The 6,430-nt window shown below is 73.9% G+C and carries 7 protein-coding genes; 2 read left to right on the top strand and 5 right to left on the bottom strand.

Features of this window, described 5'->3' with window-relative positions:
• Nucleotides 1–187: 187 nt before the first annotated feature.
• Nucleotides 188–874, bottom strand: a complete 687-nt coding sequence (locus AB0F18_RS06815; protein WP_362055721.1) for a copper homeostasis protein CutC — start codon at nt 872–874, stop codon at nt 188–190.
• A 109-nt stretch (nt 875–983) separates the two neighbouring features.
• On the opposite strand from AB0F18_RS06815, the gene AB0F18_RS06810 reads away from it, so the two are divergent.
• Both AB0F18_RS06810 and AB0F18_RS06805 read left to right on the top strand, forming a co-directional pair.
• Entirely contained in the window at nt 984–1,640 is a 657-nt protein-coding gene (locus AB0F18_RS06810) for a hypothetical protein (protein ID WP_362055719.1), read from the top strand.
• Between the two features lie 109 nt (nt 1,641–1,749).
• Nucleotides 1,750–2,967: a Cmx/CmrA family chloramphenicol efflux MFS transporter gene (locus tag AB0F18_RS06805; protein ID WP_362055717.1), complete on the top strand. Its 1,218-nt coding sequence runs from the start codon at nt 1,750–1,752 to the stop codon at nt 2,965–2,967.
• Here AB0F18_RS06805 and AB0F18_RS06800 read toward each other — a convergent pair.
• From AB0F18_RS06800 to AB0F18_RS06785, 4 genes are all read right to left on the bottom strand, one after another.
• On the bottom strand, nt 2,957–4,486 hold the full coding sequence (locus tag AB0F18_RS06800) for a caspase family protein (RefSeq protein ID WP_362055715.1): 1,530 nt from the start codon (nt 4,484–4,486) through the stop codon (nt 2,957–2,959). The two genes, AB0F18_RS06805 and AB0F18_RS06800, sit on opposite strands and share 11 nt — an antisense overlap.
• Complete coding sequence (locus tag AB0F18_RS06795) at nt 4,474–5,631, bottom strand: hypothetical protein (protein ID WP_362055713.1); 1,158 nt, start codon at nt 5,629–5,631, stop codon at nt 4,474–4,476. The genes AB0F18_RS06800 and AB0F18_RS06795 overlap by 13 nt, the downstream gene beginning before the upstream one ends.
• Before the next feature lie 86 nt (nt 5,632–5,717).
• The gene (locus AB0F18_RS06790) at nt 5,718–5,990 is read right to left on the bottom strand and encodes a DUF4031 domain-containing protein (RefSeq protein ID WP_362055711.1); all 273 of its coding nucleotides are present in this window, start codon (nt 5,988–5,990) and stop codon (nt 5,718–5,720) included.
• A 7-nt stretch (nt 5,991–5,997) separates the two neighbouring features.
• Nucleotides 5,998–6,375 carry a hypothetical protein gene (locus tag AB0F18_RS06785; RefSeq protein ID WP_362055710.1) on the bottom strand — a complete coding sequence of 126 codons (378 nt, stop codon included), beginning with the start codon at nt 6,373–6,375 and terminating at the stop codon, nt 5,998–6,000.
• Nucleotides 6,376–6,430 lie beyond the last annotated feature (55 nt).

The following is a 6,430-nucleotide window of genomic DNA, read 5'->3' as shown; positions in this document are numbered from 1 at the left end:
CTCTCGGTGCGCCGGGCGCAAGACCTCGTACTGGGCGTACTCGGTCTTGCGCCCGGTGCGGCGAGAGTGCGTGCCAGGTGTCGCGGGGCAGACGGGACTTTGACGACAGACCCTAGCCGGCGGCTCCCGCTGCGCGGGGCTTGCTCCCCGCAGCGGGACCCCCGGCAACGCCCGGCCGGGGCAGGGGCTACCCCAGCGCCGCCCGCCACTCCGCGACCGCCGCCGCGGACACGGGCCGGTCCCACCCGGAGGGACGGGCCGCGCCGCCGATGTGGAAGCCGTCGATGCCCGCCTCCTTCAGCACGGGCACGTGCGACAGCTCCAGCCCGCCGCCCACGAGGATCCGCGGCCCGTACCCCGGCTCGCCCCGCCGTGCGGCCTCCGCCAGCAGGACCGGGAGCCCCTCCGAGACCCCGGCCGCCGAGCCCGCCGTGAGGTACGTGTCCAGCCCCGGCAGGTCGGCCAGTGCCTTGCGCAGCCCGTCCCGGTCCGCGGCCCGGTCGATCGCCCGGTGGAAGGTCCAGCGGCAGCCGTCCAGCTCCGCCAGGACCGCCTCGACCGCCGCCAGGTCGGGGCTGCCGTCGGGGTGCAGGAACCCGAGGACGAACTCCTGCGCGCCCTCCGCCCGCAGCTCCCGCGCGGCCCTGACCAGCCCGGCGACGTCACCCGCCGCGAACCCGTCCGTCCCGCGGAGCATCACGCGCAGCGGGATGTCGACCGAGGACCGGATCGCCGCGAAGGTCTCGCGGGAGGGGGTGAGCCCGTCGGCGGCAATGTCGGTGACCAGTTCGAGTCGGTCCGCCCCACCCGCCTGGGCGGCGACCGCGTCCTCCGCGTCGAGGGCGATCACCTCCAGGAGCGCACGGTTGCTCATGTGATCCCATCCTTCGGAACATAGGGAAAATAGGTCTAGTCCAATATCCAGGGTACGGGCCCCGACGCGCGCACCACCAGCACCATCACGCCACCCGCACAATGTCCGTATGGAATCGGACGAACAGACGGACGCGGCGCTCCGCCGCCGCTGGGCGGCCACCGCCGCCTCCGCAGGGGCCGGCCAGGACCCCGCCCCCTACGCCGACCGCCTCCTCACCGCCTGGGCGGAGCCCCAGCGCCGCTACCACACCACCGCCCACCTGGCCGACGTCCTCGCGCGCCTCGACGTGCTCGCCGACCACGCCGCCGACCCCACCGCCGTCGAGCTCGCCGCCTGGTTCCACGACGCCGTCTACCGCCCCGACCGCTCCGAGAACGAGGAGCGCAGCGCCGCCCTCGCCGAGCGCGCCCTCCCCGAGCTCGGCGTCGACGCCGCCCGCACCGCCGAAGTGGCCCGCCTGGTCCGGCTGACCGTCACCCACGACCCCGCCCCCGGCGACACCAACGGCGAGGCCCTCTGCGACGCCGACCTCGCCGTCCTCGCCGGCGACCCAGACGCGTACGCCGCCTACGCCGCCGCCGTCCGCGCCGAGTACGGGTTCGTGCCGGACGACGCCTTCCGCACCGGCCGCGCCGCCGTCCTGCGCCAGCTCCTCGGCCTGCCCCGGCTCTTCCGCACCCCGTACGGAGCCGCGCACTGGGAGGCCCCCGCCCGCCGCAACCTGGCCGACGAGCTCGCCGGCCTGACCGACCCCCCGACCTGACCGCCGACCTGACAAACGCCAAGGTGGGCCGGGAATGCGGCCCTCCGCGGCCCGGTTCGAGAGAAACATGCCCGCAGCCTCAGCAAACGCCCCGTCCCGCCCCCACCGCATGCCCATGGCCGTCTACGTCCTCGGCCTGTCCGTCTTCGCCCTCGGCACCAGCGAATTCATGCTGTCCGGGCTCCTGCCGCCCATCGCCGAGGACATGGGCGTCTCCATCCCGCGGGCGGGCCTGCTGATATCCGCCTTCGCGATCGGCATGGTCGTCGGCGCCCCCCTGCTGGCCGTCGCCACCCTGCGCCTCCCGCGCCGCACCACCCTCATCTCGCTCATCAGCCTCTTCGGCCTCGGCCAGGTCGCGGGCGCGCTGGCACCCTCGTACGGGTTCCTCTTCGCCTCCCGCGTGGTCTCGGCCTTCGCCTGCGCCGGGTTCTGGGCCGTCGGCGCGGCCGTCGCCATCGCCATGGTCGGCAAGGACCAGCGCGCCCGCGCCATGTCCGTCATGATCGGCGGCCTCTCCATCGCCAACGTCCTCGGCGTGCCCGCCGGCGCCTTCCTCGGCGAGCAGTTCGGCTGGCGCTCGGCGTTCTGGTCCGTCGGCGCGGCCTCCGCCGTCGCCCTCGCGGGCATCCTGGTCCTGATCCCGAAGATCCCGCTGCCCGCCGAGAAGCCCCGCCTGCGCCGCGAGCTCAGCATCTACGGCGACCGGCAGGTGTGGCTGGCCGTCGCCGTCACCGCCCTCGCCGCCGGCGGCGTGTTCTGCGCCTTCAGCTACCTGTCGCCGCTGCTCACGGACGTGGCCGGGCTCGACTCCGCGTGGGTGCCGTGGGTCCTCGCCCTGTTCGGCGTCGGCGCGCTGGTGGGCACCACCGTGGGCGGGCGCATCGCCGACGGCCGTCTCTTCGCGGTGATGACCGGCGGCATCACCGCCTCCACCGTCTTCCTCGCGGCCCTGGCCCTGCTGGCCTCCGTCCAGGCCGCGGCCGTCGCGCTCGCCTTCCTGCTCGGCGTCTCGGCGTTCTTCACCGCCCCGGCCCTCAACGCCCGCGCCTTCAACGTCGCCGGCGCCGCCCCCACCCTCGCCGGGGCCACCACCACCGCCGCCTTCAACCTCGGCAACACCGGCGGCCCCTGGCTCGGCGGCGCCGTCATCGACGCCGGCCACGGCTACGCCGCCACCGCCTGGGCCGGCGCCGCCATGACCGCCACCGCGATCGCCCTGACCCTGCTGGCCCTGCGCATCGACCGCCGTACGGGGGCGGGTGCGACCCGCGTGGTCACCGGCTCGCCCGCCCGCCAGGCGTCGGCGGACGCCGTCAGTACGTGAACCACTGCCCGTGCCCGGTGACGTTCGGGTTGTTTTGAGCGTTCGGCTGGTTTGAAGTTGGGAGCTTGGTGCTGACGTGCACCTCGTAGTCGACGCCGGGGGTGAGTGACTTGGCGACCCGCTCCGTCAGCTGTATTGGATCCGGGCCGACGGTCACGTTCCAGGACTTCGGCGCACCGATCGGATACAGGTACTTGTTGCCCTCCTTCAGGCTCAGCCAGGCGTACACGGTCACCTTGGTCGGAGTGGGGGCGCTGACATAGGCGCGCATCGACACCCTCGTGCCCTCCGTCACGACGCAGGCCTTCTCGGTCACGTTCGGTGCGTCGGCGGGCAAGGCGGCGGCACATGACTCCGGATCCCTCACGGGAGTCGCCCCGGCGGGCTGCGCCCGCGGTGTCGACGCCCCCGAGGGCGCCGGGCTGCTCGGCACGGCACCGCTGACCGCGTGGGAGGGCGAGCCGGATCCGGGCGCCGACGCGCCCGCCGCCACCGCCGGTGCGCCCGACGCAGCCGCCTGGTCCGGCTGATCGGAATCGTCCTGCCGGGACAGGAACATCGCCACGATCGCGACCATCGCCACCAGCGCGAGCGCCCCGCCCCCGGCCGCCCACAGCCCCGCCCGGCCGGTCCTGCCGCCACCTGGCGGCGACGGCTTCGCCGCCGGAGCCGACGGCTCCCGGTCCGGCGGGGACGAACCGGCCGAGTGCTGCCAGATCTCCACGTCGCCCCCGAACGGCTGGATCACCAGGGTGACGGGGGTCTGGAGCTGCCGGCTGCCCAGGCGGTGCCCGGCAAAGTGCTCCTTGACGTGCGCGACCAGCGCGTCGAGGTCCGCGCCCAGGCCCGGCGAGCGCTCCTCCAGCCAGTCCATGACGGCGGTCGAGAAGGCCCCGGTCCGCGCGGCACCGCGATGCGTCGCCGCCTGACCGGACGCGGCAGCGAGCAGCATGAACTGCTCCACCGGCACCCGGTTGCCCGGCGGCAGGGCGGCGACGGCTCGTCCGGTCCGGCCCGCCTGCACGAACGTCGCACAGGCGTCCACGAGGAAGACTTGTCTGCGGCAGCGCGCCACGTCCGGCCTGGTCAGGTAGTCCCGCAGGTCCATCAGGTCCAGGTAGCGCCGGTCGGCGTCCGAGGCGTCCGGGCAGAGCAGGAGCCGGCGGTCGCCCCGGTCCAGTTCGCCGTGGCCACCCCAGTACACGTACAGCACGTCGCCCTCGGGCACGGTCGGCGACGGCGCGAGCTTGTCGAGGATCTGGTCGCGGGAGATGACGGGCTCGATGGTGACGCCCAGCTCCCGCGCCTGGGTGTTCAGACCGGACCAGGAGGCGGCCAGTGGCGCCAGCAGCAGCCGGATGTTCCCGGCGGGGACCCCGCGTCCGCGCAGCCAGCGGGCGAGCCTCATCGCATCAGCTGCGGCGCCGGCCAGTTCTCCGCCCTGCATGCGCGGGTAGTGCTCGATGCCGATCAGCAGGGCGTGCACGCGCTCCGGGTCGGGGACCGTCAGCTCAGCCATGTGTCGACCGCGTTCCAGACCTCGTGGTTGGACCAGTAGGTGGTGTGCGCCCAGGGGAAGGGCTGCCGGTTGTCGACCCGGTGGTCTTCCGCCCGGCCCGGGAAGACCTTCGAGGCCTGGTACGAGAGGAGGTCGCGGTCGTCGTAGATGTTCAGCCACCGCGCCGGGAAGCCCGGCGGCAGGGCCTCGGGGTGTTCGAGCGAGACCAGGGCCCCGATCTCGTAGAAGTACGGCGCCTGCGAACCCACCGTGATCAGCTGGTCCACGCGCTCCAGGCGCTCGCGCACCAGCAGGTCGACGCAGGCGACCCCGCCGAGGCTGTGCGCGATCACAGTAACCGCGTCCCCCGGCGTGTTCTCGACGGTCCGCTTGATCTGGTCGCGTACGCCCTGGCCACGGGCCTGGTACCGCAGGATGTCCCCGATGGCGGGCAGGGTCGCGTCACCCCACGCCCCGCGCCGGTAGCGGCCGCGCCAGCCCACGGGCCGGGCGAGCGCCTTGGCGAGGAAGCCTCCGACGGACCGGCCCTCGGCGTACAGCTCGGTACCGAGCACGGCGAGCAGCTCGTCGCGCACCATGCCGGAGACCTCGCCGCCCCGCTCGAAGGCGAGGGCGAGGGTCATGGCCACCACGGCGCGGGCCACGGCCCTGCGGTGCTCGGTCCCGTCGGCGTCCGCGGTGGCGGCGGCGTCGTGGAGCTCGGGCGCCCGCACCACGACGCGCAGCGCCTCGGTGAACTCCTCGGCGAGACCCCGCGCGGCGAAGGCCTCCACTACTGCGGGCCCCGGCGCGTAGCCGGTGACCTCGGCGAGAAACTCCTCGGAGGGCGGCAGCCCGAAGCCGAAGCCCGCCTCCGGCACGGGCTGGAGCCCGAGCAGCCGCAGTTCGTACCAGGGGTCCTCGTACAGGACGTCCCAGACCGCGATCTCATCGTCCTCGGGCGTACCACCGCGCGTCTGCCGGTAGCGGGGCACCGAGGCCCCGTCCAGCGCCAGGGCCGCGCCCTGCTCCCTGCCCCAGAAGCAGCCGCGGACCTCCAGCTCCGGCCTGATGTCCGAGAGCCGGGACCGGACCGCCCCGAAGGTCTCCTTGTACGAAGCCTCGCGGACTCCGGTCCCGTGTACGAACAGCACTGACCGCTGCACGATCCCCCTCATGCCGATACGAGTGGCCGAACCGCGGTCATCCTAGTTCAGCAAATCGCCCTGAAAGCATGAGAGATGACGGCCATTCAGGCCATCGGCGGGCGATGTTTCGGGCGGCGCAGCCCCGCCTCCGTCAGCCTCCGCACCAGTTCCTTGCTGCCGATCTCCACCGCCCCCGCCGCCACCGCGTCCGCGTACCGGTGCGAGGGCACGTCGTAGTGGTCCCGCTCGAAGGCCCGCGGCGGGCAGCCGACGCCCGCCGCGAAGGCGTGCAGCTCCTCGAACGAGACGTCGCTGACCATGTGCGACCACAGGCGGCCGTGCCCCGGCCACACCGGCGGGTCGATGTACACCGTCACCGGCGGCTCACCGGCCCGGGTGGAAGACGGGGCCGAGACCACCCACCGCCGCCACCTTCACCCCCGCCTCCGAGCACACCCAGTGCGCATCGGGCCCCAGCTCCGGCTCCACGTCCAGCGCGTGCGGCTCCCCGTGCTCGCACACCGGGCACAGCGGCCAGCGCCCGTACTTCTCCAGCAGGGCGTCCTTCACGTCCTGCGCGACGAGTCCGGCGAGGTAGTCGACCCCCTCCGGCCACTGCTCCACCCACCACCGGCGGTGCGTGACCGAGTCCTCGACGAGGGAGACGACGTCGGCATCGGCGACCTCACCGGCGGCGAGATCGGCGAGAACCAGTGCGCGGGCGACATGCAGCGCCTGTTCCAGGGGGGTCGCGTGCTCCATGGGCTCATTTTGACCCCTCACCGCCCCAAAAGGGGAGGGGATCCCTCCCGCACCC

It is taken from the genome of Streptomyces sp. NPDC029216 (genome assembly GCF_040648015.1).
Lineage (GTDB): Bacteria > Actinomycetota > Actinomycetes > Streptomycetales > Streptomycetaceae > Streptomyces.
This window is presented reverse-complemented; position numbering and strand designations above follow the sequence as displayed.